General features: G+C 67.4%; 26 protein-coding genes. 8 read left to right on the top strand and 18 right to left on the bottom strand.

Annotated features, from left to right (window positions below; translation table 11 throughout):
• Positions 1 to 102: 102 nt before the first annotated feature.
• The gene (locus K6L26_RS09270; protein ID WP_221853002.1) at positions 103 to 639 is read left to right on the top strand and encodes a DoxX family protein; all 537 of its coding nucleotides are present in this window, start codon (positions 103 to 105) and stop codon (positions 637 to 639) included.
• Positions 640 to 831: 192 nt separating this feature from the next.
• Complete coding sequence (locus tag K6L26_RS31885; RefSeq protein ID WP_003882239.1) at positions 832 to 963, top strand: hypothetical protein; 132 nt, start codon at positions 832 to 834, stop codon at positions 961 to 963.
• 79 nt (positions 964 to 1,042) lie between these two features.
• On the opposite strand, the gene K6L26_RS09265 is transcribed toward K6L26_RS31885, so the two are convergent.
• The 3 genes from K6L26_RS09265 to K6L26_RS09255 form a co-directional block, all read right to left on the bottom strand.
• Positions 1,043 to 2,056 carry an NAD(P)H-dependent flavin oxidoreductase gene (locus K6L26_RS09265; protein ID WP_019346711.1) on the bottom strand — a complete coding sequence of 338 codons (1,014 nt, stop codon included), beginning with the start codon at positions 2,054 to 2,056 and terminating at the stop codon, positions 1,043 to 1,045.
• A 12-nt stretch (positions 2,057 to 2,068) separates the two neighbouring features.
• The gene (locus K6L26_RS09260) at positions 2,069 to 2,824 is read right to left on the bottom strand and encodes a 3-hydroxyacyl-CoA dehydrogenase (protein WP_221853001.1); all 756 of its coding nucleotides are present in this window, start codon (positions 2,822 to 2,824) and stop codon (positions 2,069 to 2,071) included.
• Positions 2,825 to 2,887: 63 nt separating this feature from the next.
• A complete protein-coding gene (locus K6L26_RS09255) occupies positions 2,888 to 3,979 on the bottom strand; it encodes a CaiB/BaiF CoA transferase family protein (protein ID WP_019346713.1) in 1,092 nt (363 codons plus the stop codon).
• Positions 3,980 to 4,113: 134 nt separating this feature from the next.
• On the opposite strand from K6L26_RS09255, the gene K6L26_RS09250 reads away from it, so the two are divergent.
• Positions 4,114 to 4,917: an enoyl-CoA hydratase gene (locus K6L26_RS09250; RefSeq protein WP_019346714.1), complete on the top strand. Its 804-nt coding sequence runs from the start codon at positions 4,114 to 4,116 to the stop codon at positions 4,915 to 4,917.
• A gap of 75 nt (positions 4,918 to 4,992) precedes the next feature.
• Positions 4,993 to 6,273 carry a tetracycline efflux MFS transporter Tet(V) gene (gene tet(V), locus K6L26_RS09245; protein ID WP_019346715.1) on the top strand — a complete coding sequence of 427 codons (1,281 nt, stop codon included), beginning with the start codon at positions 4,993 to 4,995 and terminating at the stop codon, positions 6,271 to 6,273.
• Here tet(V) and K6L26_RS09240 read toward each other — a convergent pair.
• From K6L26_RS09240 to K6L26_RS09230, 3 genes are read right to left on the bottom strand one after another with little or no spacing between them, the layout of a single operon-like run.
• Positions 6,270 to 6,908 carry a CPBP family intramembrane glutamic endopeptidase gene (locus K6L26_RS09240; protein ID WP_221853000.1) on the bottom strand — a complete coding sequence of 213 codons (639 nt, stop codon included), beginning with the start codon at positions 6,906 to 6,908 and terminating at the stop codon, positions 6,270 to 6,272. The two genes, tet(V) and K6L26_RS09240, sit on opposite strands and share 4 nt — an antisense overlap.
• Before the next feature lie 3 nt (positions 6,909 to 6,911).
• Entirely contained in the window at positions 6,912 to 8,063 is a 1,152-nt protein-coding gene (locus K6L26_RS09235; protein ID WP_221852999.1) for an NAD(P)H-binding protein, read from the bottom strand.
• A gap of 46 nt (positions 8,064 to 8,109) precedes the next feature.
• Positions 8,110 to 8,631 (bottom strand): gamma carbonic anhydrase family protein, encoded by a 522-nt coding sequence (locus K6L26_RS09230; RefSeq protein WP_036395122.1) that lies wholly within the window; start codon positions 8,629 to 8,631, stop codon positions 8,110 to 8,112.
• A gap of 69 nt (positions 8,632 to 8,700) precedes the next feature.
• On the opposite strand from K6L26_RS09230, the gene K6L26_RS09225 reads away from it, so the two are divergent.
• Positions 8,701 to 10,044, top strand: coding sequence for an MFS transporter (locus K6L26_RS09225; protein WP_221852998.1), 1,344 nt, complete (start codon positions 8,701 to 8,703; stop codon positions 10,042 to 10,044).
• Between the two features lie 157 nt (positions 10,045 to 10,201).
• The gene (locus K6L26_RS09220; protein WP_019345211.1) at positions 10,202 to 10,906 is read left to right on the top strand and encodes a fasciclin domain-containing protein; all 705 of its coding nucleotides are present in this window, start codon (positions 10,202 to 10,204) and stop codon (positions 10,904 to 10,906) included.
• An 88-nt stretch (positions 10,907 to 10,994) separates the two neighbouring features.
• Here the strand turns inward: K6L26_RS09220 and K6L26_RS09215 are convergent, their stop codons facing one another.
• The 3 genes from K6L26_RS09215 to K6L26_RS09205 are packed head-to-tail and all read right to left on the bottom strand — an operon-like array spanning position 10,995 to position 14,092.
• Complete coding sequence (locus K6L26_RS09215; protein WP_019348630.1) at positions 10,995 to 12,137, bottom strand: acyl-CoA dehydrogenase family protein; 1,143 nt, start codon at positions 12,135 to 12,137, stop codon at positions 10,995 to 10,997.
• A gap of 3 nt (positions 12,138 to 12,140) precedes the next feature.
• Positions 12,141 to 12,935 carry a crotonase/enoyl-CoA hydratase family protein gene (locus K6L26_RS09210; protein WP_019348631.1) on the bottom strand — a complete coding sequence of 265 codons (795 nt, stop codon included), beginning with the start codon at positions 12,933 to 12,935 and terminating at the stop codon, positions 12,141 to 12,143.
• Positions 12,932 to 14,092 (bottom strand): thiolase family protein, encoded by a 1,161-nt coding sequence (locus K6L26_RS09205; RefSeq protein WP_036394656.1) that lies wholly within the window; start codon positions 14,090 to 14,092, stop codon positions 12,932 to 12,934. The genes K6L26_RS09210 and K6L26_RS09205 overlap by 4 nt, the downstream gene beginning before the upstream one ends.
• 205 nt (positions 14,093 to 14,297) lie before the next feature.
• On the opposite strand from K6L26_RS09205, the gene K6L26_RS09200 reads away from it, so the two are divergent.
• On the top strand, positions 14,298 to 15,089 hold the full coding sequence (locus K6L26_RS09200; protein ID WP_036394655.1) for a FadR/GntR family transcriptional regulator: 792 nt from the start codon (positions 14,298 to 14,300) through the stop codon (positions 15,087 to 15,089).
• A 119-nt stretch (positions 15,090 to 15,208) separates the two neighbouring features.
• Here K6L26_RS09200 and K6L26_RS09195 read toward each other — a convergent pair whose 3' ends face one another.
• Genes K6L26_RS09195 through K6L26_RS09180 form a run of 4 tightly spaced genes read right to left on the bottom strand, consistent with a single transcriptional unit; the run spans position 15,209 to position 18,662 of the window.
• Positions 15,209 to 15,592 carry a hypothetical protein gene (locus K6L26_RS09195; protein WP_047039315.1) on the bottom strand — a complete coding sequence of 128 codons (384 nt, stop codon included), beginning with the start codon at positions 15,590 to 15,592 and terminating at the stop codon, positions 15,209 to 15,211.
• A complete protein-coding gene (locus tag K6L26_RS09190; RefSeq protein ID WP_019349132.1) occupies positions 15,576 to 17,309 on the bottom strand; it encodes a DUF3556 domain-containing protein in 1,734 nt (577 codons plus the stop codon). Before K6L26_RS09190 ends, K6L26_RS09195 begins: the two co-directional genes overlap by 17 nt.
• A gap of 44 nt (positions 17,310 to 17,353) precedes the next feature.
• On the bottom strand, positions 17,354 to 17,875 hold the full coding sequence (locus tag K6L26_RS09185) for a DoxX family protein (RefSeq protein WP_019349131.1): 522 nt from the start codon (positions 17,873 to 17,875) through the stop codon (positions 17,354 to 17,356).
• 22 nt (positions 17,876 to 17,897) lie between these two features.
• Positions 17,898 to 18,662 (bottom strand): SDR family NAD(P)-dependent oxidoreductase, encoded by a 765-nt coding sequence (locus K6L26_RS09180; RefSeq protein ID WP_019349130.1) that lies wholly within the window; start codon positions 18,660 to 18,662, stop codon positions 17,898 to 17,900.
• A gap of 24 nt (positions 18,663 to 18,686) precedes the next feature.
• Between K6L26_RS09180 and K6L26_RS09175 the strand changes: the two genes are divergently transcribed.
• Entirely contained in the window at positions 18,687 to 19,289 is a 603-nt protein-coding gene (locus tag K6L26_RS09175; protein ID WP_019349129.1) for a TetR/AcrR family transcriptional regulator, read from the top strand.
• On the opposite strand, the gene K6L26_RS09170 is transcribed toward K6L26_RS09175, so the two are convergent.
• The 5 genes from K6L26_RS09170 to K6L26_RS09150 form a co-directional block, all read right to left on the bottom strand.
• Positions 19,286 to 20,542, bottom strand: a complete 1,257-nt coding sequence (locus K6L26_RS09170; protein ID WP_221852997.1) for a WS/DGAT/MGAT family O-acyltransferase — start codon at positions 20,540 to 20,542, stop codon at positions 19,286 to 19,288. The genes K6L26_RS09175 and K6L26_RS09170 overlap by 4 nt on opposite strands.
• Positions 20,543 to 20,545: 3 nt before the next feature.
• Positions 20,546 to 21,457 carry an alpha/beta fold hydrolase gene (locus K6L26_RS09165; RefSeq protein ID WP_221852996.1) on the bottom strand — a complete coding sequence of 304 codons (912 nt, stop codon included), beginning with the start codon at positions 21,455 to 21,457 and terminating at the stop codon, positions 20,546 to 20,548.
• Positions 21,454 to 22,236: a hypothetical protein gene (locus K6L26_RS09160; RefSeq protein ID WP_221852995.1), complete on the bottom strand. Its 783-nt coding sequence runs from the start codon at positions 22,234 to 22,236 to the stop codon at positions 21,454 to 21,456. Before K6L26_RS09160 ends, K6L26_RS09165 begins: the two co-directional genes overlap by 4 nt.
• Positions 22,233 to 22,862: an Rv1363c family protein gene (locus K6L26_RS09155; protein WP_221852994.1), complete on the bottom strand. Its 630-nt coding sequence runs from the start codon at positions 22,860 to 22,862 to the stop codon at positions 22,233 to 22,235. Before K6L26_RS09155 ends, K6L26_RS09160 begins: the two co-directional genes overlap by 4 nt.
• Positions 22,863 to 22,987: 125 nt before the next feature.
• Positions 22,988 to 23,623, bottom strand: coding sequence for a TetR/AcrR family transcriptional regulator (locus K6L26_RS09150; protein WP_234814405.1), 636 nt, complete (start codon positions 23,621 to 23,623; stop codon positions 22,988 to 22,990).
• Positions 23,624 to 23,673 lie beyond the last annotated feature (50 nt).

The following is a 23,673-nucleotide window of genomic DNA, read 5'->3' as shown; positions in this document are numbered from 1 at the left end:
CGTCAACGTCGACCTCGCTCTGGATACGGACGCCGGCACCGAACAGTTCACCCGATGGGCGCGCTGCGATGAATTCGGACGCTTCGCTACGTCTAATTGGGCATGGCCAACACCACCGTCGCCGAAACCGCGACCACACACATGACCGATACCGGGTTACTGATCCTGCGCATCGCCATCGGCGCAACCATGCTGCAAGCCGGCCTGATCAAGGCTTTCGACTTCGGCACCGCCGTCGGATTCATGGAGTCCAGCGGCTGGCGGTTGCCGGCATTCGGGGCCTTCATGGTCACCGCGGCCGAGACGCTGGGCGGCATCGGCCTGCTGCTCGGCATCCTGACGCCGCTGGCGGCCTGCGCGGTGATCGGCGCGATGGTCGACGCCTGGGCGGTGAACGTGTCAGCCGACGCCTTCTGGTCGCAACCGTTCAACGTGCCCTTTCTGGCCGCATTCGCCGCCGCGGCGCTGCTGTTCACCGGGGCCGGCGCGTACTCGGTCGATCACCGGGTGTTCGGCCGCTCCAGGGTGTCCGCCCGGCCATCCGTGGTTCTCGTGGTGATCGGCGTCGTCGTCGCCGTGGTGACCTGGATCGCGCTCAACGGGACCAACCCCATTCACGGCACAAAACCCCCTGCTTGAGACCCCAGCGAGGGTGACCCCGCCGATTTCCACACCAGGGCGGGGCCCAGCGTGGCGAGCGACCCTGCGGTCGAAACCGGCGCACGCCGCCGGCCGGGCTACTCGCCAGAAACCTACCCAAAAGTAGGATTGCCACCATTTTCCGAACCGTGACTCAAAGATTCCTTAATGGTGATCCATACGCTCAGTGTCATGTGGATCGACGACACCAGTGCCGATGTCATCAAGGTTGACTTCGAGGCTCTCTACCACGGCGATGTCCTCGTCGAGGGTGAAACCTCCGAGCAGTTTGACGACTTCCAAGAACTGCCCACCGCAGTATGAGAAAACGCGCGCCTCGCGGCGCGCGTTTCCCATCTTGAGTTTGCCGTAGCTAGCCCCTCCAGGGGCCACAGTCCTCGTCTCAGGCGAGGACTGCTTCTTTCTCCGACTCGGCTTCGCCCGCGCCGATCATGTTCGCCAGGCGCCCGCTGATCAGCTCCTCGGCCTCGGCGACCATCCGCGAGACGAGCTCACCGCAGGTGGGGATGTCGTTGATCAGGCCCATCGAGGTTCCGACCGACCAGATCCCTGCGTCGAGATCGCCGATCTCATAGACCTTCACGCCGCGTTTGCCGGCCACCAGATCCTTGACGTCCTCGAACTGGCCGCCATCCTTGAGGATCTGCACCACCTCACGCGAGACCGCGTTGCTCGCCACCCGCGCGGTGTTACCCAGGCTGCGGAAGATCAGCTCGGTGTCGAGCTCGGTGCCCGCCACGATCGCTTCCTTGACCTTCTGATGAATCGCCGATTCCACGGTGCACATGAACCGCGAGCCCATGTTGATGCCGTCGGCACCGAGCGCGAGCGCGGCCACCAAGCCCCGCGCGTCGGCGAAACCGCCCGAGGCGATCATCGGGATCTCGATCTTGGCCGACGCCGCCGGGATCAGCACCAGGCCCGGGATGTCGTCCTCGCCGGGGTGCCCGGCGCACTCGAAGCCGTCGATGCTGATGCCGTCCACACCGAGGCTCTGGGCCTTGACCGCGTGGCGCACCGAGGTGCACTTGTGCAGCACCTTGATGCCGTTGTCGTGGAACATCGGCAGGTGCGGCGCCGGGTTGGAGCCCGCGGTCTCGACGATCTTGATGCCGGAATCGACGATCACCTGGCGGTACTCGTCGTATGGCGGCGGGTTGATCGTCGGCAGGATGGTCAGGTTCACCCCGAACGGCTTGTCGGTGAGCTCACGACACCGCTCGATCTCCTTGGCCAGGTCCGCCGGGGTGGGCTGGGTGAGCGCGGTGATGAAACCCAGCGCACCCGCATTCGCCACGGCCGCAACGAGTTCGGCGCGACCGACCCACTGCATGCCACCCTGCACGATGGGGTGCTCGACCCCGAACGTCTCGGTGAACTTCGTCTTCAATGCCATATCAGTCCTTATTTACCTGGGGGCCATGCGGATTGCGCCGTCGAGGCGGATCACCTCGCCGTTGAGCATCGGGTTCTCGATGATGTGCACGGCCAGTGCGCCGTACTCATCGGGATCGCCGAGCCGAGCCGGGTGCGGCACCTGCTGGCCCAGCGACTTTTGCGCCTCTTCGGGCAGCGAGCCCAGCAGCGGGGTCTTGAACAGACCCGGCGCGATGGTGCACACGCGGATCAGCTCACGCGACAGATCGCGCGCGATCGGCAGGGTCATGCCGACCACACCGCCCTTGGACGCCGAGTAGGCGGCCTGACCGATCTGCCCGTCGAACGCCGCCACCGAGGCGGTGTTGATGATGACGCCGCGCTCTTCGTTCTTGAGCGGCTCCGTCTTGGCGATGCGCTCGGCCGACAGTCGGATCACGTTGAACGTGCCGATCAGGTTGACCTCGACCACCTTGCGGAACCCGTCCAGCGGGAACGCGCCGTTCTTGCTCAGGGTCTTGATGGCGTTGCCGATACCGGCGCAGTTGACGTTGATCCGCACCGGCCCAAGCGATTCCGCGACGTCGAGCGCCTCGGTCACCCCCGCCTCGTCGGTGACGTCGGTGGCGACGAACTTGGCCCGGTCGCCCAATTCGGCCACCACCTCTTCACCCTTGAGGTCGATGACGACCACCAGGGCACCCGCATCCAGCAGCCGCTTGGTGGTGGCCAGGCCGAGGCCCGAGGCACCGCCGGTGACGACGGCTACCGCGTCCTTGATCTCCATGTACCGCATTCCTTTCCGGCCGGCTTCCCGCCGGCCCATTGGTCGAACCGAATAGTGGTCGAACTAAACCCAGTCCCGCAGAACGGCTTCGGTGTCGGCGCCACGCTCGCGCGGCGGCGTGGGCACGGACAGGGCGCTGCGCGAGAATCGCGGTGCCGGCATCGGCTGCAGGTTGCCCTCGTCGTCGAAGAACGTGTCACGCTCGGCGATGTGCGGCTCGGTGAGCACCTCGGCGAACGAGAGCACCGGCGTCGCACACGCATCGGTACCGGCGAACACCTTGGCCCAATGATCGCGGTCGTGCGCCGCGAACGCCTTGGTGAAGGCCTCACGCAGCTCGGGCCAGCGGGCCATGTCGTTCTGCGCCGGCAGGTCGGCGCCGTCCAATTCGAGCCCCTTGAGCAGCTCGGCGTAGAACTGCGGCTCGATCGCCCCGATGGCCATGTACTTGCCGTCGGCGGTCTCGTAGGTGTCGTAGTAGGGCGCACCGGTGTCGAGCATGTTGGTGCCACGCTCGTCGGACCACATGCCGTTGGCGCGGAAGCCCCACATCATCTGCATCAGCACCGACGATCCGTCGACCATGGCCGCGTCGATCACCTGGCCCTTGCCGGAGGTCTGCCGCTCGAACAGGGCCGAGAGAATGCCGACGAGCAGGAACATCGACCCGCCACCGAAATCACCGGCCAGGTTCAGCGGCGGAACCGGCCGCTCACCCTTGCGGCCGACGGCATGCAGCAGGCCGTTGAGCGAGATGTAGTTGATGTCGTGGCCGGCCTGCAGGGCCCGCGGACCGTCCTGGCCCCAGCCCGTCATCCGGGCGTAGATCAACCGGTCGTTGATCTTGGCGCAGTCATCGGGGCCCAATCCCAGACGCTCGGTGACCCCGGGCCGGTAGCCCTCGATCAGCACGTCGGCCTTGGCGATCAGCTTGAGCACCAGCTCGCGGCCCTCGTCACTCTTGAGGTCCGCTGCCACCGAACGCCGGTTACGCAACATCGAATCGCGATCACCGGCCGGCACTCCCCCGCCGCGGCCCGGCCGCTCGATCCGCACGACGTCGGCGCCGAGATCGCCCAGAATCATCGCCGCGTGCGGGCCCGGGCCGATGCCGGCCAACTCGACAACGCGCAACCCTTGCAGTGGTCCTGCCATGCTCTTCCGCCCTTCGCGTGTTAGGCCTTGGTTGACCGGTGACATAGCTTACTTGTATAACCTTCTCGACCGGTATGGCCATAGCCGGCCCCGCCCGCAGCGGGCCACGGGCCCGCCAGACTTAAGGTGCATAGATGACCGTGACCCGCGAATACCCCGACGTCAAAGACGTATCCGTGACCCTCGAGGGCGGTGTGCTGTCGGTGACGCTGAACCGGCCCGACAGCCTCAACTCCCTGACCCAGGGCATGCTCGTCGCGATCGCCGACGCCATGGATCTGGCCGCCTCCGATCCCGAGGTCCGGGTGGTCCGCTTGGGTGGCGCGGGCCGCGGATTCAGCTCGGGTGCCGGCATCAGCGAGGAAGACCAGAACGCCGACAGCCACGACGCCGAAGGCGTGCTCGACGCCGCCAACCGGGCCGTCGCCTCGATCGTGGCGCTGCCCAAGCCGGTCGTGGCCGTCGTGCAGGGACCGGCCGCCGGCGTCGGGGTGTCCCTGGCCCTGGCGTGCGACGTGGTGCTGGCGTCCGAGGCGGCCTTCTTCCTACTGGCCTTCACCAAGATCGGGCTGATGCCCGACGGTGGCGCCTCGGCGCTCGTCGCCGCGAACATCGGCCGGATCCGGGCCATGCGCCTGGCGCTGCTGGCCGACCGGCTCACCGCCGCCGACGCCTACGACTGGGGTCTGATCAGCGCCGTGTACCCGGCCGACGAGTTCGACGCCGCGGTGGACAAGATCATCGCCAAGCTGCGGTCCGGCCCGGCAGTCGCCCTGCGAGAGACCAAGCAGGCCGTCAACGCCGCCACCCTCACCGAGCTCGAAGGGGCGTTCGCCCGCGAGCGCAAGGGCCAGCTGCAGCTGCTGGTGTCCAGCGACTTCCGCGAGGGCACCCAGGCCTTCCAGCAGAACCGCCGCCCGGAGTTCACCGACCGGTAATCGCACGCCGGGCTCACACGGCGAAAATCGTTGGACGCAACCCACTCCGGGTGGGCACCATCGAATGTTGTGAGCATGCAGCACGACACCCAGCCACCGGTCGGTCAGACCGGTGGCTGGCGTGTGCTCGCGCCCTTCCGCATCCGCGAGTACCGGCTGCTCATCGCCGCGGTCACGCTGTCGATCTTCGCCGAGGGCATGTGGTCGGTGGTGATGGCGTTGCAGGTCATCGCGATCGACAACGACCCGGCCTCACTGTCACTGGTGGCCACCTGCATGGGTGTGGGCTTGGTGGCATTCGTACTGGTCGGCGGCATCACCGCCGACCGGATCAACCAGCGCACCATCATCATCGCGGTGGAGACGATCAATCTGGTGACGGTCTCCACCATCGCGGTGCTGGGCCTGCTCGATTTGCTCAAGATCTGGCACCTGGCCGTCGCCGCGGGCATCCTCGGCATCGCCGCGGCGTTCTTCTTCCCCGCCTACAGCGCGCTGCTGCCACGCATCCTGCCGGCCGAACAACTGTTGGCGGCCAACGGCGTTGAGGGCGTGGTCCGCCCGGTGTTCCAACGTTCTGTCGGGCCCGCGGTGGCGGGCATGGTGATCGCCGCGACCTTCCCCTCGCTGGGCGCGGTCGTGGTGGCGGCGCTGTTCGGCGCGGGCCTGGTCCTGCTCGTCGCCACCCGGCCGACCGTGGATTCGATTGCGGCGCAGGAGGACAACGAGCGCCCCCACGTACTGCGTGATCTGCGTGAGGGCTTCGCGTTCATGGTGCGCACGCCGTGGCTGCTGTGGACGCTGTTGTTCGCGAGCATATTCGTGCTCGTCGTCCTCGGACCGATCGAGGTGCTGCTGCCGTTCATCGCCCAGGACCGGTTCGCCGACGGCGCCCGCGCCTACGGATTCATCCTGGCGTTCTTCGGATTCGGCAGCGCCCTGGGCGCGTTGACGGTGTCGTCGCGTCGGATGCCGCGGCGCTACCTGACCACGATGATGGCGATGTGGGGGCTGGGCTCGGTGCCGCTGGTCATCGTCGGCGTCACGTCGTCGTTCCCGTTGATGGCGTTGGCCACGTTCTGCATCGGCGTCACCGACGGCGCCGGGATGGTGATCTGGGGAACGCTGCTGCAGCGCCGGGTGCCGACGGAAATGCTGGGCCGGGTGTCGAGCCTGGACTTCTTCGTATCGCTGGCATTCATGCCGCTGTCGTTCGCGATCGTCGGCCCGCTGTCGAAGGTGGTCTCGATGGAGTCCATCTTCCTGGTGTCCGGACTGTTGCCCGCGGCGTTGGCGGCCGTGGCCGTGACGGCCGCCAGGATGCCGCGCGACGAGTTGACGCACCCGTTGCGTTAGACGCCGAAGATCGGCGGCAGGGCCAGCACCATGACCAGGCCCCAGAAGAAGTGGGTCAGCATGGGAGCCAGCACACCATCGGTCATACGGCGCTCCACTGCGCAGACCGCGCCGAGCAGAATCGCGGCGAATCCGAGCATCGGATTGCCCGACGCCATCACGGCGGCAACGTAGATCAGCGTGGAAATCGTCGCCGGGTGGTGGTCGTCCAATGCGGTGTACAGCGCCCCGCGAAAGAAGAGTTCCTCGGCCAACCCGTTGATCAGCGTGATCAGCACGACCACCACCAGGCTGCCGTGATTCGCGAATTCCAGTACCGCAGCGACATATTCGCGCAGGCCCGGAATCAGCCGGGCCACCAGCCCACCGAGGACGAACACCAGACCGAGGGCCAGACCCACCGCCGTGCCGAGCACCACCGGCAAGCGACCGGTCCCCAGGTGCAACGGGCCGGATATCAGCGCACCCACCGACCACACTCCGGCCAGGGCCAAAGTCAGCCAGTAGAAAGAACTCTCACCTGGTTCGGCACCCAGCGACACCGCCAGCAGAACGGCCCCGATGACCAGCACCACGGCGACGACGAGCCGTCGGCGCAACAGCCCGGCCGGCCGGCCCGTCGTCACCCCCGGCACGCCTCAAGCCCCGCTGGGAACCAGCCGGGCCGCCACGTCGAGGCCGGAGCGCACCACCGCGGCAACCGGTCCGGGCATCGGGGGCAACAGCCCGAGCGCAGAGCGCACGAAGCCGGGTGTGAGCTCCCGGATCCGGGCGGCGTCACCGCCGGCCCAGGCCGGGTCGGTGTCGGCCAGATGGTGCGGATCGGCCAGCGCGGTGACCGGCCGGCGCTCGGCCGGCGACCCGTCGGGACCCAAGGCCCGCCGGATCGCCTCGTCCACGGTCAGCAGGCCGCCCGGCGGATCCGGCACCACGGTGCGGATGCCCTCCCGCGCAGCACTCATCGGATGATCGAGCGAGGTGATCAAATCCGTTGCCAGACCGGCGGGAATCGGCAAGGCCGCCGCCGACACACGGGCCGCCACCCCGGCCCCGGGCCCACCGATCGGCACGGTCAGCCGGCGCGTGCCGGCCAGCCGGGCATAGGTCGCCACCAGTCCCTGATAAGTCGTGGTGTCCGGCCCGCAGATGTCGTAGTCGCCGGCAGGCACCTGATCCGATTCACCGGCCGCCACCAGGTAATGCAGCACGTCGCGGATCGAGATCGGGTCGATCCGGTTGGCCATCCAGGCGGGTGCGGGCAGGACCAGGAACCGGTCTGCCACGTAGCGCAGAATCTCGAAAGACGTTGAGCCCGAACCGATGATCAACGCAGCGCCCAGCCACACCACCTCGGGCCCGCCGTCGACGCGCAGCGCCTGAGCCACCTCGGCCCGGCCTGCGAGATGGTCCGACAGGCTCTCGGACTCCGGCACGAAACCGCCAAGATACACGATCCGCTGGACTCCGGCTGCCTGGGCTGCGGCCGCGACGTTGGCAGCGGCTCGGCTGTCGGCCTCCCGGAAGCCGGACTGCCCGATCCCGTGGGCCAGGTAATAGACCAGGTCGACCGGGCCGAGCTGCTCGAACGCGGCCTTGGTGGACAGCGGGTCGTCGGCATCGAGTTGCACCGCGGTGACGTCGTGGAACCAGCCGTACTCGGCGAGCTTGTCGAGACTACGCCCGGCCACGACCACGCGGTGCCCGCCGGTCAACAGCACGCTCACCAGACGCGAACCGACGTAGCCGCTCGCACCGATCACCAGAATCCGTTTACTCGCCGTATCAGTCACGCGGCGGTTAGTACCCGGCTTGACGGGGCGGCAATCGTCGGCCGCGTCACTCCGCGTCGCGGTGCAACCCCGTCAGGTGTGTGTAGGCCGCGGCGTTGAGCTGGTTGTGGCCGACCTCGTCATCGCTGAGTTCGCGGCGCACCTTGGCGGGCACACCGGCCACCAGCGAGCGCGGCGGCACCACCATGCCCTGCGGCACCACCGCGCCGGCGGCCACCAGCGAGCCGGCGCCGATCACCGCACCGTTGAGCACCACCGCACCCATGCCGACCAGGCTGTCCTGCTCGACGGTGCAGCCGTGCAGCACCACGTTGTGTCCCACCGTCACGCCGGTGGCGATGCGGCACGGGAAACCCGGGTCGACGTGGACGGTCACCCCGTCCTGGATGTTGCTACCCTCACCGACCTCGATGGGCTCGACCTCGGCACGCAGCGTCGCGCCGTACCAGACGCTGGCACCGGCGGCCAGCGAAACCTGGCCGATCACACTGGCATTGGGGGCAACCCAGGCGTCCGGGTCGATCTGCGGGGTGTGACCGGCAACGGAAACGATCAGTGGCTCAGGCATGCCGGTCATGGTAAACAGCCACTCGGCCGACGCCCCCGGGTGGCACGTTCTTGACGATGGCTGTCTGTAATGCCGCTGGCTCACGCCGCTGTCCTCGTGAACAGTGATCGGGTGACCACGCCCGACCCGAACCTGTCCACCGTCCGTATTCACTGGGCCTGGGTCGTGGCCGCGGTGAGCTTCGTGGCGATCCTCGGCGCGGCCGGGTTCCGGTCCATCCCCGGCGTGATGATGAATCCGCTGCACCACGAGTTCGGCTGGTCGCACGGCACGGTCGGGCTGGCGATGTCGGTCAACATGATGTTGTACGGCCTCACCGCGCCGTTCGCCGCCGCGTTGATGGATCGCTTCGGAGTTCGGCCCGTGCTGACCGTGGCACTGCTGCTGATCGCCACCGGTTCGGCGTGCAGCATCGCGATGACAGCCAGTTGGCAGCTGGTGCTGCTGTGGGGCGTGCTGGTCGGCGTCGGCACCGGGTCGATCTCGATGGGGTTCGTGGCGACCATCGCCACCCGTTGGTTCGAACACCGCCGCGGACTGGTCACCGGTGTGCTCACCGCCGCCAGTGCCACCGGTCAACTGCTGTTCCTTCCGGTCGTCGCGGCCGTCACGACACAACACGGCTGGCGCTGGGCATCGTTGATCGTCGCGGCCGCCTCGCTGGCCGTCGTCCCGCTCGTCGCGCTGTTCATGCGCAACCGTCCCGAAGACCTCGGATTGACGCCCTACGGAGCCACCGAGCCGGTCGTGCCCGCCCCCGCACCCGCGGGGGGACTCACCGCAGCCGTCGGCGGTCTACTCGTCGGCGCCCGCACCCGGGTGTTCTGGCTGCTGGCCGGCAGCTTCGCGATCTGTGGGATGACCACCAACGGCCTCATCGGCACCCACTTCATCCCGGCCGCCAACGACCACGGCATGCCCACCACGGTCGCCGCCGGCCTGCTGGCCACCATCGGCATTCTCGATGTCGCCGGCACAGTGTTCTCCGGCTGGCTCACCGACCGGCTGGACCCGCGGCTGCTGCTGCTCGTCTACTACGCGGGACGCGGCCTGTCCCTGTTGCTGTTGCCGTCACTGCTGTCCCCACACGCCCAACCGAGCACCTGGGTGTTCGTCATCTTCTACGGGCTGGACTGGGTGGCCACCGTGCCGCCGACCATCGTGCTGTGCCGGGAGCACTTCGGCGATCGTTCGCCAGTGGTGTTCGGCTGGGTGTTCGCCTCCCACCAGATCGGTGCGGCCATCGCCGCGGCGGGCGCCGGTTGGTTGCGGGATCTCAACGGCGATTACGACGCGGCCTTCCAGCTTGCCGGCGGGCTGTGTTTCGTCGCCGCGGTGCTCTGCCTCAGCATCCGAAAAGCGCAGGTCAAAAGCATTGATTCGGCGCGGGTAGACACTTCTGCTTTGCCGTAACCGCTTCGTAACCCTTACCATCCGATGCGGCGCCGCGGGGAACGCTGAGGCTGTCATGCTCGTGGTCGCTCGCCATAGTCGCGCGGACAACCGCGTAACGCGTCACCGACAGCCGACGAATACCAGGCTAGGCATGAGCGGGAGGAAAACCCACCAAATGAAGACTCGCACCAAGACACTGGGCGTTGCTGCGGCCGTCGCCGCCATCACTGCGTCGTTGCCGTTGGCGGCCACCGCCTCGGCTGACCCGGCGCCGACGACGACCACCGCCCCGGTGGTGGAGATCCCCGACCCCCAGGGCTCGGGTTGCGACAACTTCAAGAAGGCCATGCCGGAGTGGAAGAACCTCGCGGAACTGCCGGCGGGCAAGGTGCTGGCCAGCATCCCCGACATCAGCACGTTCAACGCGGCGCTGTCCGGCGGGATGAACCCGGACGTCAACATCATCCCGGTGCTCGACAACGGCCCGTACGTCATCTTCGCGCCCACCAATGACGCGTTCGCGGCCATGGAACCCGGCAAGCTCGACGCGCTCAAGGCCGATTCGGCCGCGCTCACCAGCTTCGACTACTACCACGCGTTCCTGGGCCTGCTCGGCCCCGATGACGTCAAGGGCCAGCGGCCCACCCAGCAGGGCGCCGAGGTCAAGGTGACCGGCAAGGGCGGCGACATCAAGGTCAACGACACCGCCAAGCTGGTCTGCGGTCCCATCCAGGCGCAGAACGCCCGCATCTACCTGATCGACACCGTGCTCGATCCCAACAGCCCGCCCGAGGAGCTGGTCCCGACCATCACGGGCACCAGCACCACGACCACGACGAAGGCTCCGGAGACCCCGGCTGCCGACGCCCCGATCGGCTGAGCTTCTCCGCGCGGCACTGCGCCAGCAGACGCAAATGTCCCCGACACGCCGGCGTGTCGGGGACATTTGCGTCTGATCGGCGAAAGAACTACACGCCGAGCTCGCGGCCGATGATCTCCTTCATGATCTCGGTGGTGCCACCGAAGATCGTCTGGATCCGTCCGTCCACGTAGGCCCGTGCGACGCGGTATTCCATCATGTAGCCGTAGCCGCCGTGCAGCTGCACGCACTGGTCGACGACCTTCTTGGCGACCTCGGTGGCCCACCACTTGGCCTTGGCCGCCTCGACCGCGGTCAGCTCACCGTCGACCACGCCCTGCAGGCAGCGGTCGAGGTAGTTCTCGGTGACCTCCAGCTCGGTCTCCATCTCGGCGAGCAGGAACCGGTTGTGCTGGAAACTGCCGATCGGCTGACCAAAAGCCTTGCGGTCCTTGGCGTATTGCAGCGTCTCCTGGAAGACGGCGCGGGCACCGTAGATCGCCGAGATCGCGATCCCGAGCCGCTCCGAGGGCAGGTTGGTCATCAGGTGGTAGAAACCACGACCCTCCTTGCCCAACAGGTTGGCATTGGGCACCCGGACGTTCTCGAAATTCAGCTCGGAGGTGTCCTGGCTGTGCAGGCCCATCTTGTCGAGCTTGCGTCCGCGGGTGAAGCCCTCCATACCGCGCTCCACGACGAACAGTGTGAAGCCCTTGTGGCCGGCCTCGGGGTCGGTGCGGGCCACCACGACACACAGGTCGCAGTTGATGCCTGACGAGATGAAGGTCTTGGAGCCGTTGATGATCCAGTCGTCGCCGTCACGCACCGCGGACGTGCGGATGCCGGCCAGGTCACTGCCCGCACCGGGCTCGGTCATCGCGATCGCGATGATCAGTTCGCCACTGGCGATCCCGGGCAGCCAGCGCTTCTTCTGCTCATCGTTGGCCAGTTCCTTGAAGTACGGGCCGACGACGTCGTTGTGCAGGCTCAGCGCCGGGCCGTGCACACCGGCTTTGGCGATCTCCTCGTCGATGATGGCGTTGAACCGGAAGTCGTCCGAGCCGCCGCCGCCGTACTCCTCGGGCATGTTGAACCCGATGAGGCCGTACTTGCCGGCGGCCGTGTATGCCGACCGGTCGACGATGCGCTCGGTCTCCCACTTCTCGGCGTTGGGCACGAGCTCGCGCTCGATGTACTCCTTGACCGTCTGCCGGAACGCCTCGTGCTCCGCGGTGTAGATCTGTCGCTTCATGACTTACCTTGCCTTCCAAACAGGTTCGCGCTTCTGAGCGAAGGCCAGCGGCCCTTCCTTGGCGTCCTCGGTCTGCAGCAGAGTGCTGAACTCGCGGTTGGTGCGCTTCCAGCCGTCCTTGTCGCCGACGACGACGCCCTCGTCGACCCCGTAGGCGACACGCTTGGAGGCCTGCACAGCCAGCGGCGCGTTGCCGGTGATCCGCTCGGCCAGCTTGAGCGCGGCGTCGACGACGGTGCCGTCGGGCACGACCTGGTTGATCAGGCCCCAGCGCAGCGCATCGGCGGACGACATCGGCTCACCGGTGAACAGCAGCTCATTGGCCACCTTGCGGGGCAGCTGCTCGGCGATACGGAACACACCGCCGGCACCGGCGATCAGGCCCCGCTTCACCTCGGGCAGACCGAACTTCGCGTTCTCCTCGGCGACGATGAGGTCGCTGGCCAGGGCCAGTTCGGTGCCGCCGCCCAGGGCGGTGCCGTTGACCGCGGCGATCGTCGGTTTGTCGATGAAATGGCTGACGTAGCCGGCGAATCCGTATTCCGGGTGCTCGGGGTGAAACAGGTTCTCGCCCCGGGAGATCGCCTTCAGGTCGGCGCCGGCGCAGAACGACTTGTCGCCCGATCCGGTGAGCACGACGGCGCGGATCTCGGGATCGTTCTGGGCCTGCTCCAGCGCGTCGCCGACGGCGATGCTGACCGAGGCGTTGATCGCATTGCGCGCCTCGGGCCGGTTGATGGTGATGAGCAGTACGTTGCCTTTGCGCTCTACGAGGGCGCCGGGCTGGGTGTCGGTCACAGGAGCTCCAGGATGGTCGCGTTGGCCTGGCCGCCGCCCTCGCACATGGTCTGCAGGCCGTACTGAATGTTGTTGTCCCGCATGTGGTACAGCAGCGTGGTCAGGATGCGGGCACCGGAACCGCCGAGCGGGTGGCCCAGCGCGATGGCGCCGCCGTTGGGGTTCAGGCGCTCTTCATCGGCGCCGATGTCCTTGAGCCAGGCCATCGGAACCGGGGCGAAGGCCTCGTTGACCTCGAACACCCCGATCTGGTCGACGCTCAGGCCGGACTTGGCCAGCGCCTTCTGGGTGGCCGGGATCGGCGCGGTCAGCATGATGACCGGGTCGGCACCGGCGAGCACCGCGGTGTGCACCTTGGCAAGCGGCTTGAGCCCCAGGTCTTTTGCCTTGTCGGCCGACATGATCAGCAGCGCGGCGGACCCGTCGGAGATCTGGCTGGAGTTACCGGCGTGGATCACGCCGTCTTCCTTGAAGGCGGGCTTGATGGCAGCCATGGATTCGACGGTGCCGCCGCGGCGGATGCCGCCGTCTTCCAGCACTGCGCTTTCGTTGCCGTGCTCGTCCTTTACCTTGATGCCCACGATCTGGTCCTTGAACGCACCCGCATCCTGTGCGGCAGCGGCCTTCTCGTGCGAACGCAGGGAGAACTCGTCGAGCTGGGTGCGCGAGAAGCCCCACTGCTCGGCGATCATCTCGGCGCCCACACCCTGGTTCGGGGTCTTGTGGTCGTAGCGCTCACGGAATGCCTCCGGGTAGGGATGCCCACCATTGGCCAGCGACGAACCCATCGGGGTCCGCGACATCGACTCCACGCCACCGGCGACCACGACGTCGTAGTGGCCCGCGATCACGCCCGCGACGGCGAAATGCAGGGACTGCTGGCTGGAACCGCACTGCCGATCCACGGTGACACCGGGCACGGTCTCGGGCCAACCGGCGGTCAGCACCGCGGTGCGGGCAATGTCGAGCGCCTGCTCACCGGCCTGCATGACGCAACCCCAGATGACGTCGTCGACGAGGGCGGGGTCGATCCCGGCGCGCTCCACGAGACCGTTGAGCACCTGGGCCGACAGCTCCGACGGATGCACACCTGAGAGGGCGCCGTTGCGCTTCCCGACGGGTGACCGGACAGCCTCGACGATGACGGCTTCAGCCATGACTTCTCCTTTGAAGGGTGGATGGTGCAACCCCCGGTCGAGCTCAAAAGGGGCGCTCGAGGTGAAAATAGACCAGTAGGTTTACTAGGTCAACCTACTGGTTGGTAGAGGTCGATGTTCCGTTCCTGCGGTGAACAGATGGTTTACTGAGTTGTACAGCTGGCCGTCCGGTCAGCATAAAAGTCGTCCTACCTGGGAGTGTCTGGTGGCTCGAACCACACCACTGGCGCCGATGATCGGCCCTGACGCGATAGCACCGCAGGCACCGGTCCGTTCCCCCAAGACGGCCGAGCTCGTCGCAGGCACGCTACGGCGCATGGTCGTCGACGGCCAGCTCAAAGAGGGCGACTTCCTGCCCAACGAGGCCGAGCTCATGGAGCACTTCGGCGTCAGCAGGCCCACGCTGCGCGAGGCCGTGCGGGTCCTGGAATCCGAACGGCTGGTCGAGGTGCGGCGCGGCTCCCGCACCGGAGCCCGGGTCCGGGTGCCCGGCCCCGAGATCGTCGCCCGCCCGGCCGGCCTGCTGCTCGAACTGTCCGGCGCCGATATCGCCGACCTCCTGGTGGGCCGGGCTGCGATCGAGCCGATGGCCGCACGCCTACTGGCCGAGAAAGGCGACGAGGCGGCGTTCGCCGAACTGGAACGCATGCTCGACGAGCACATCCCGACCGACCATCAGTCGGACCGGCTGGCCGAGACCACCGGCGACTTTCATCGCCGGGTCGTCGAGCTGTCCGGCAACGCCACCTTGGGCATCATCGCCGGCATGCTGCACGAGATCACCGTGCGCCACCACGCCTTCCTGTTCAAAGAGCGCAGGCCGGTTTCCAAGACCGATTACGACAAGCTGATGCGGTCCTACCGCAAGCTCATCACGATCATCCGCTCCGGCGACGGTGACGCCGCCGAGGCGCACTGGCGCAAGCACCTGGACACCGCACGGGTCCTGATGCTCCAAGACATCGAGAGCGTCAAGGTCCGCGACGTCATGCGCTGATCCCACTTTCCGCCGAGTCTGCGCCCAGCCCACCGAGTCTGCGCTCAGATCTCGTTTCGCGGCGATTTTGCGATCTGTGCGCAGTTTCGAAGATCCGTGCGCTGTTTCGAGCACCACAGCTAGTCCGGCCACACCGCCAACCTCGCATCGGTGTCGCGCCAGCCGTCGGTGGTCTTCCATCGCATCGGCAACAGGCGATAACGCCAGCTACCGGCCGCTCCCCCGGGTCCCACGTGGTCGACCGTGATCGAGATCAGGTCGGCATCAAGCCGTTTGGCGTGCGTCTCCAGATAGATGCCGGCCTCGTCGTCGAGCTCCGACATCAACTCGCCGAACAGCAACCGCGGCCCGGGCGGGCGATGCAGCAGCACGCACTGCGGTCGCTGCGGACAATGCCCGGCCCGGACCGTGGCATGACACTGCGTGTCGACCCCGCCCAGGTCGCTCATCAACCGCCCGGACTCGTCGATCCATACCTCGACCGGGTCAGGCGGTGACGTCATCTCGCTGGACATGGACGGGCAGTTCGTCGTCCCAGGGCTGGCGCGTCACCATGTCGGCAACGTTGACGTACCCCCGCTCGAACTCGCCCGTGGCAGCGTCGACCAACCGGTACTGCTGGGTCTGGCGCTGGATCGGCTGAGCGTCGAGCATCACCACCCGCACCTCCCCCGGCTCGAAGTGGCACCGCTTCTGCAGGGCGGCCACAAGTTGCTCGTTGCTCATGTGTCCGTCGCCGAAGTTCCAGCCGATGGCCGTGGAGACAATGCGCTCGCCATCGGTGAGCACGTAGTCATCCTCGTTCTGGCCGGCCATCGCCCGATGCGCCAGCGTGAACAGGGCGCGGCCGTGAGAGTTGAAGCCGCGGAACGCATATCCCATGTATAGGTACATCTGGGCGACCTCCGGGCTGCCGTAGTACCGCTCCATCTGGGCGGCCGGCATGCTGGCGATCGCGACGATGTCCTTCTCGATCTTCTCGGCGGCCGAGGGCTTGACGCACCACAGCGAGGTGTCCCAGTTGCCGGCGTAATAGCGCATCCCCGGCAGGAACGAGATCTTGCGCGGAAACAGGTTTCCGAGCACCACGGTGCCGGCGACGACGGCGAACAACACGATCGGCCACGGGCTGGTGAGATCCCCCAGGCCGATCCCCGGGTGCCCGACGAACAGTGCCAGCACCGAGAACATCATGAAGACGTTCCACTCCAGCGGCACGCCCATCGGGATGGAGCTCAGAATGCCGAAGTGGAAGACCAACATGACGAAGGCCGCGATGGCCGTCGCCCAGCCGCCGTGTGAGAAGAACAGCACCAGTGGCACCAAACCCTCGATGGCAGTGGAGAAGTGCGCCAGGAAACGCGATGGCCAACCGGGCCGGAGGTCGTCGGGGAAGTGTTCGAAGAACTTCCGCTTGATCCAGCGCGGCCGGAACACCGGGTTGTTGCTCATCATCGTCGAGATGACGAACGGGAAGTGTTTGGTGAGCTTCGAGGACGCCGCACCGATCCAGATGGTCAGGCAGATCAGCTTGGCGGCGATGACGATGTCGGCGCCGGCGAACAGGAAGCACACGGCCAGTGAGCCGTACACCTCGCCGCGGGCGGCCAAGAAGATCACCTTGTCGCGCAGGCCGGCCACGGCGAGCAGGCCGACGATCGCCGCGGTCTGCCACACCGGCAGCACGCCGATTTCGGTGCCGAGGGCCGGGATGGGCCCGGTGCCCTGCGAGGCCAGCGCCACCACCAGCATCACCAGCAACGCCCCGTACAGCGCTACGTCGACGAGGGTCCGGTCATCGCCCTTGGTCAGCGGCACCCGGTTGGGCCAAGGTGGCAGCCGAATCGTCTTGGGCCGCAACCAGTAGAGGATCGAGCCCATCGGCGGGAAGAACCGGTTGTTGAGCGGGCCGAAGCCGCAGCCGAGGCCGACGACCTCGAACAGCATCGTGTAGAACACGACCTTCTGGTAGACGATCGGCTCGGCGTACCAGGAGGCGACGTTGGTGAACCCGTCGACACCTTCAGTGGTCAGCGCGATCAGCCAGGCACCCAGGATGTAGGCCAGAATCTTGACGACGTAGAACAGGTGCAGCGCAACCGGGGTTCCGAACCCCACCTCCGCCCAGTGCCGCGCCATCGGCTGGATCTTCTCGGCGCGGCTGCCCTTGCTCCACTGCTCGTAGTCGATCTGCGGCGATTCCTGTTTGAGAAAACCCATGCCGCTCAGATTAGAACGTGTTCTATTCCGCTCTCACGCGAACACTAGGACTTCACCGGCGGGCGGTAGAAGATCACCAGCTGGCCGATGCCGCCGGCCAGCCCGAGCACCACCGCGATGGCCAGCCCGCACCAGCCGTGCAGCAGGTGATAGAAGCTGCAGTTGGAGAACAGCAGGTGATCAAGGCTGTAGCGCCCGGCCCCCAGCCCGGCGATCGCCACCGCGGCCACCGCCAGGATGAGGTTGTACTCCCAGCCCTCCTTGACGATGAAGAAGCCGTTGGCCCGGTGCACGGTCCAGGCGGCCACCAGCATCAGCGCCACGAACCCGGCGGCGGGCACCGGGGTGAGCAGGCCCAGAGCCAAGCCCAGCCCGGCCGCCAGTTCGGTGCTTGCCGCGACCCGGGCGTGGAACATGCCCGGCTTCATGCCGATGCTGTCGAACCATCCCGCGGTGCCGGGGATCCGGCCCCCACCGAAGAACTTGTTGTAGCCGTGAGCGGCCATGGTCAGGCCGAGCACCACGCGCAGGAGCAGGATCGCAGTGTCGTAAGCAGAGGAAGCCATGTAACAGAATGTAGGACATCTGTTAAGCCGCCGCCCAGCCCCCATCCACACTGAGAACCACTCCGTGGATGTTTCCGGAGTCTTCACCGGCCAGGAAGGCCACCGCCGCGGCGACCTCCTCCGGGGTGCTCATCCGCCGGGAGGGGACGCGGGCCAGCACCGGGGCGAGCTCATCTGCGATATCCGCGACCCGTTCGGTGGCGATCGGACCCGGTGCCACCGCATTCACCCGCACCCCGCGCGGACCGTATTCGACCGCCCACGATTTCGTCAGCGAGTGTGCGGCCGCCTTGGTCGACGAGTACAGCGCCGACCGGTCTCCGCCGATCAGCCCGTTGATCGATCCGACATTGACCACGGCTCCGTGGCCGCGCTCGGCCATGGCCGGCACCAGAGCACCGGTCAGCAGGAACGGCGCGATGACGTTCGCCTGATAGGACTCCAGCAGTGTTTCTTCAGAAATCTCCTCTGTGGGTTGCGGCATCCCCCAGACCGCCGCGTTGTTGACCAGGATGTCGATCTGCCCGCCGGCTGCTGCCGTGGCTTCACGTGCGAGTCGGTGGACTTCGTCGCCTCCGGCCCCCAGATCGGCGGCGACGAACTCGGCCCGCCCTCCAGTGGCGCGGATCTCGGCGACGACGGCGTCTCCGCGTTCCTTGTTGCGACCGCTGACGACGACGAGGGCGCCCTGGGATGCCAGGGCCTTGGCGATGGCGACGCCGAGGCCGCCGGTGGAACCAGTGACAAGTGCTGTGCGACCTTGCAGGCGCGTAGTGTTTGGACTCATGAGTCCAGGTATAGGCCGCTGAAAATGGACCTGCAAGTCCAGAAACTGACCGCGAAAGGCGAGGCCACCCGGCGCCGCATCATCGAGGGCGCCGCGGCGGTGATCCGCACCAACGGCGTGGCAGCCACCACGCTCGACGATATCCGCGCCCACACCCAGACCTCCAAGAGCCAGCTGTTCCACTACTTCCCCGACGGCAAGGATCAACTGCTGCTGGCGGTCGCCGAACGCGAAGCCCAGATGGTGCTGGAAGACCAGCAGCCCTACCTGGGCGAGCTGACCTCGTGGGCGGCCTGGCAACGCTGGCGCGACGCCGTGGTGGATCGGTACCGCCGCCAAGGGCAGAGCTGCCCGCTGAGCCTGCTGATGTCGGAGATCGGGCGCACCACCCCCGGCGCTCAGGCGGTCACGAAAGCCCTGCTGCGGCAATGGCACGACGAGATCGCCGACGGCATCCGCCATATGCAGTCGCAGGGCAAGATGGCCACCGATCTGGACGCCGACCAGGTGGGTGCCGCCCTACTGGCCGGCATCCAGGGCGGCGTCAGCGTGATGCTGGCCTCGGGCGACCTGAGCTATCTCGAATCCGCACTGGACGTCGGGATCGCCATGCTGCGCCGCGGTTAACCGCCCAGCGCGGCATCCAGCCGGGCCACGTACGCGTCGATGTCGCCGACCGCCGACTCCGCGGCGTGGACACTGACGGCCACAGTCTCGCCGATGCCGTGCACCCCATGGGTCAGCCCCATCATGAGCGACAGCGATGGGTAACCGGCCGTCACCACCACCCCGGCGCTGCCGAATCGCAGGTCGGCGGCTCCCCGATTGACGCTGGACACCACGGTATTGCCGGTCACCGCCGGCGCCCGCACGGTCGGATCGAATTGCGCCACCCCCCAACGCAACAACGGCGCAGGGGTCGCGGCGTACGCGCGGCCGGCCGCGGCCATGCCCGGATGCGCTGCCCGACGGCGACGGTCGGCGAAGTCGGCGGCGATGCGCGTGAAGCGTTCGGCGCCGGCCAGTTCGGGGTACAGCCCGATGCCGACGTTGCCGAAATGGTTGTGGGCACGCCGCTCTCCCGGCTTGGCCATGGGCACTTCGGCGCCGAGCTCGGCGGTGTCGTCGCCGAATTCACGTAGGTGCGCGGCCAGCGCCGAGGAGATGGCTGCAAGCACCCCGATGGTCACCGTCGGGCCGGGAATCTGGGCGCGGCGCCGGACGACGGTGCGGACCCAGCGTCGACCTGTCGGCGCCGAATTGCTGTGCAGCACAGGGCGCGACGGGGCCTGCGCCGGCACCGCACCGGCTTCGGTGTCACGTACCAGTTCGCGGTGGGTGCGGGCGGCCCGCACCGCACGCCATGGCAGCCGCGCGGGGGCAAACCGTTGCGACGGCACCGGGACGACCTCTTGCGGCCGGCCGAACAGCCAGGCGGCCAGCGCCGAGGCCCGGGTGCCGTCGGCGAGGGCGTGGGAAATCTGGAGTACCGCAACGGTGCCGGGACCGGTTTGAACCCCGGGAATCCCACGGACCCGGGTGAACACATGCAGGCGCCACGGCGCGACGGTGGCGTCGAGCTGGTGATCTGCCAGGCCGGCGACGGCGTCGAGGCACTCGTTCCAGCCGAGTTCGCCGTCATACCGGGCGAACTGATCGTCACCCACCTCCCGCTCCACCCAGGCCGGGTAGGTCAGCCGGCAGTCGTCGCGCACCTGTACGGTCAGGTCCGGGCAGCGTTGCGCGCGGCCACCGATCTCGGCCAGCACGGCGTCGACGTCGTCGGCCACGCCGCCGAATCCGTACAGCAGGAACTGATCGTTGGGAAGTTTGGCCGACATCCACCAGTTCTGGGCGTCGATTGCGGCCAGCCGACGCACCGGTCAGGTCCTCCCGGGGCTACCGATGAAATCGACGATGTGCTTCGCGACCACGTCCGGCTGCTCGAGCTGCAGGAAGTGGCCGGCACGCTCGACGATGTTCACCGCACTGTCCGGCGGCAGCACCCTCTGCACCCAATGGGCGTAATCGGCTGTCGCGCAGCCATCGTCGGCGCCGTGCAGGTACAGCGTCGGCACCACCGGAGCTGACAACCAATGCTCGTGCAACTCGGCGTACTGCGGTGGCGGTTTGCTGAGCCGGATCGTGGCCCGGTAGTAGCCGAGCGCGGCGCGCCACCGGTCCGGCGCACCGATCGCGGCGTCGACGTGACGCACGTCCTCGGCCGCGTTGTATCCCGGTGACCACAGCTTCCACAGCCGGGGCACCACCCAGGACGCGGAACGGTCCGGCAGCCAAGGTAATTGGAAGTACATCATGTACCAGCTGCGCAGCATCTGGCGCGGCAGCTTGGCCATGAGTCTGCTGGCCTCGGGCACCCGGCCCAACGGCTGGAACGACGCGGGCGGAGGCACGGACATGATCACCGTCTTGGCGAAGGCGTTGTCCGGCATCGCCGCCAGACCAGCCGCCGCGATGGCGCCCCAGTCGTGCCCGATGAGGACATCGTCACCGGTCGGGCCCACGGCCTGCAGCAGGCGCAGCGCATCGTCCATCAGCGCGCCCACGTGATAACTGCCGTCGGTCGGTATCGAGGAGGGCACGTAGCCGCGCATGAACGGCGCCACCACCCTCCAGCCGGCCCCGGCCAGGACTGGCGCCACCTTGCGCCAGCCATAGGCGGTGTCGGGAAAGCCGTGTAGGCACAACGCAACCGGGCCGTCGTCGGGCCCCCACACCAGCGCCCGCAGTTGCACCGCGGGGGTGGCGACATCGATCCAGCGTGGCTCGGTCACATCGGCACCGGGTCGTACTTGGACATCATCCAGCGATCATCGACCTTGACCATGGTGGCCCGCGCAACCGACGCGGTCTTCTGCGGCATGTTGTTTCCGACCTGGACGCTCTGGTTGACGAACAACACCAATTCGGCGCTGTCAGGCTTCGCGCTCACCACCCCGGCGCGCAAGACGTCGGCGACCGCGGCGATCTGCTGAGCATGCGCCGCCGGGATCACCTCGTTGATCATCGCGGAATATTTGCCGAGGAACTCCCCGGTCATCCGGTCCCGGGCCGCAGTCAGCTGCTGGTCCACCGTCTCGGTCTCGTACGACAGCATCTGGGCGGTGATCTCCTTTGCCGCCTGAACCGATTCGTCACGGGCCGTGTCGCTTTGATCCTGCGCGACGATCATCCACCGCAAGACCGCGCAGGCCACGGCCAGCACCAGCGCAACGGCGGCCAGCACCACCGGTGCGCTGACCCGTGACCGGGTGCGTGGGACTTCAGCGTCGGGTTCGGCGGGTTCGGCGCTCGGTTCCTCTGTGTCGGAGTCGGAACCGGCCACCTCGGCGGCGTCACCGTCGGCGGCATCACCCTCAGCGGCGTCATCCTCGGTGACGTCCACCGGCGCGTCGGTCACCGGCTCGGCCTCGGCTACCGCCACGGTTTCGACCGGATCGGCGGGACTCGTTTCTTCGACGACCTCCGGCTCAGGGCTGGCCTGCTCGGGTTCGGCTGGTGCTGCTGCCGCCTTGCGACGCCCGGCCGGCGGCATCGTGTGCCGGCCGCTCACTGGATGAACTCCACGTTCGAAACCTTTGACTTACCTTCGATGTCCTGCACCGTCACCACCATTCGCCACACCTGGGGCTTCTGTTCGGGCACACCCGCATTCGTCGACCGCACGGTTACCGACACCAGGACATTCGCCTTGTCGTTCGAGTAGGACTCCAGCCCCGAGGAGGTCACCGTCCCCACGGATTTCGACTTGATCTGCTTGACCACCTCAAGGAACGACTTCGAACGCCGCTCGAAGTCGTCGTAGAACTTCCCGGTCGAGATGTCGAGCACTCGCTGGACGTCGTCTTCGGCGTGCTCCCAGTCGATGCTGGTGAGGTTCGTCGCGCCCGCCCGCGCGGTGTCCACGAACATCGTCCGTCGCTGCTGTTCGTGATGGACCTGGTAGTAGCCGTAGCCCAGCCAACCGGTCAACGCCAGCAGCGCGACGACGAGCACGCCTCCGACGATCCCCGCAAAAGCGGAACGCCGGGAACCACCCGGCTTGGGTACCGAGTCGTCGGCATCGGTCGACTCGTTCTCTGCCTCAGATTCGACAACTGCGGCGTCGGGGGCGGACTGGCTCGACTCCTCGGTGCCGGTCGGCTCGACCGGCTCGGCGTCGGCGCTGTCGTCTGCCATACATCTGCTCCTCGTGGCACTACGTGGTGGCGCGCATCGGCACGCGTGCGGTCCAAAGTACGTGGCACCGGTCACACCGTCATCAGCGGTACCGGCAGTCCCGGATACGCCGCCCTTCTGTGCTGCTACGAGTTACCGAACTCCCGGCAGGCGGTGCGCGCGCCGACCGCACGCAGGGCAAAGTCCAACGCCGCGGCACAGGCAGACTCCCAGTCACCATCAGGAGTCAGACGTGACAACTCGTGGCTGACCACGGCGCGGATGGCTGCCGCGTCGCGCTCCGGCCTGGCCAGCGGAAGCGATCCGTCTTCGCGGCCGCGGCGCAGCAGATCCGCCAACGCCCGTTCGCGGTCGAGGCGCCACTGCTCTTGCACGGACTGGTACCCCCTGGCCGCACGGACCTCCTCCGAATCCAGGACCAGCGCGCGCCCACGCAACCGTGCATCGCGCATCACGTCGAACGACACTTTGATCCACTCGGCCAGCAGCTCTGCGGCAGAGCCCTGTGGGTCGGCGGCGATCTGATCGAGCCGACGGCCCAGCGACTTGCCCGAACTCGCCTGCATGGCCAGGAACAACGCGTCCTTGGATTCGAAATGCCGATAGAACGCCCGGGTGGACAACCCGGCCCGAGCGAGCACCGCCGCAATCGGTACCGCACCGTCGTGGGGCTCGGACAGGCAGGTGAAGGCGGCTTTGATGATCGCGTGGCGTTCCGCCGCCACCGCGTCCTCGGCCTCGGCACCTGGCTCGTTCTGCACGATTGCTGATTCTAGGAATGGCGCGCCGCGCGGGTCGCAGATGCGACGAA

The sequence above is a fragment of the Mycobacterium farcinogenes genome (assembly GCF_019739075.1).
Lineage (GTDB): Bacteria > Actinomycetota > Actinomycetes > Mycobacteriales > Mycobacteriaceae > Mycobacterium > Mycobacterium senegalense.
Note: the sequence above shows the minus strand (reverse complement) of the source record. Positions and strands in the feature narration are given on the sequence as shown.